Origin of the sequence: Bradyrhizobium sp. PRIMUS42 (assembly GCF_023006515.1) — a bacterium.
Classification (GTDB): Bacteria; Pseudomonadota; Alphaproteobacteria; order Rhizobiales; family Xanthobacteraceae; genus Bradyrhizobium.
In genome coordinates, this window is the sequence record NZ_JALBGZ010001130.1 from 1 (window position 1) to 1,350 (window position 1,350).

General features: G+C 66.3%; 2 protein-coding genes. Both read left to right on the plus strand.

Features of this window, described 5'->3' with window-relative positions:
* Window positions 1–583 (plus strand): efflux RND transporter periplasmic adaptor subunit (locus MOV75_RS38290; RefSeq protein ID WP_247008022.1); only part of this gene is annotated, 583 nt, incomplete at its 5' end.
* The coding region (locus MOV75_RS38295; protein WP_247008025.1) for an efflux RND transporter permease subunit at window positions 583–1,350 on the plus strand (768 nt) is incomplete at its 3' end. The genes MOV75_RS38290 and MOV75_RS38295, both read left to right, overlap by 1 nt.

Below are 1,350 nucleotides of genomic sequence, written 5' to 3' on the forward strand. Positions count from 1 at the left end.
AGGCCCGGTCTCGCTGAAGGCGCCTGCGCCGGGCCTCATCACCGAAGTCCGCACCATCGTCGGCGCGCCCGCATCCCCGCAGGCCGGCCCGATGTTCCGCATCGCCGTCAACAACGAGATCGAGCTCGATGCTCAGGTCCCGGCGGTGCACATGCCCAAGCTCAGCTCCGGCGCCACCGTGCGCATCAGCCGCGACGACGCGCCCGATTTGATCGGCCGGGTCCGGCTGGTTGCGCCCGAGATCGACCGCGCCACGCAGCTCGGCCGCGTCCGCATCAGCGTCACCAACAATCCCTCGCTGAAGGTCGGCGTGTTCGCCCGCGCCTCGATCGACGCCAAGCGAAGCTGCGGCGTCTCGATCCCCAAGACCGCGATCGACCATCTCACCATTCAGGTCGTCAAGGGCAACACGATCGAGACGCGCAAGGTACGGGTCGGACTGTCGTCCGACAGCGCGACGGAAATCCTGGAAGGCCTCGACGTCGGCGAAATCGTCGTCGCCGACGCCGGCTCTTCGCTCCATGACGGCGACCAGATCAAGACCATGTTCGCCGATGAACTCGATCGCACGCGGGTACGCTGATGGCTCTCAATATCTCGGCATGGTCGATCCGTAATCCGCTGCCGTCGGTCGTCTTCTCGATCATCCTCCTGATTCTCGGCTGGGTATCTTTCACCAAGCTCGCGGTGACGCGGCTGCCTTCGGCCGACATTCCCGTGATCTCGGTCGTGGTCTCGCAGTTCGGCGCGGCGCCCGCTGAGCTGGAATCGCAGGTGACCAAGACGGTTGAAGACGCGGTCTCCGGCGTCGAGGGCGTGCGGCACATCACCTCACAGATCACCGACGGCGTGTCGGTCACCACCATCCAGTTCGCACTGGAGACCAACACCGACCGCGCCCTCAACGACGTCAAGGACGCGGTGACGCGTGTGCGCTCGAACCTGCCGCAGAACGTCACCGAGCCGCTGATCCAGCGCGTCGACGTCATCGGCCTGCCGATCGTCACCTATGCCGCGATCTCACCCGGCAAGACGCCGGAGCAGCTTTCCTATTTCGTCGACGACGTGGTCAAGCGCGCGCTGCAAGGCGTCCGCGGCGTCGCCCAGGTCGAGCGCATCGGCGGTGTCGAGCGCGAGATCCTGGTCTCGCTCGACCCGGACCGTTTGCAGGCGATGGGCCTGACCGCCGTCAATGTCAGCCAGAGCCTGCGCGGCACAAATGTCGACGTCGCCGGCGGCCGCGCCGAGATCGGCAAGCCAAACGAGAGAGACAGAGAAGCATGCCCGGTGCCAGTCCATGAGGCGGCAGCCCAGCAACTGACCGGCGGCGGTACCGTTCGGGTCACTGCG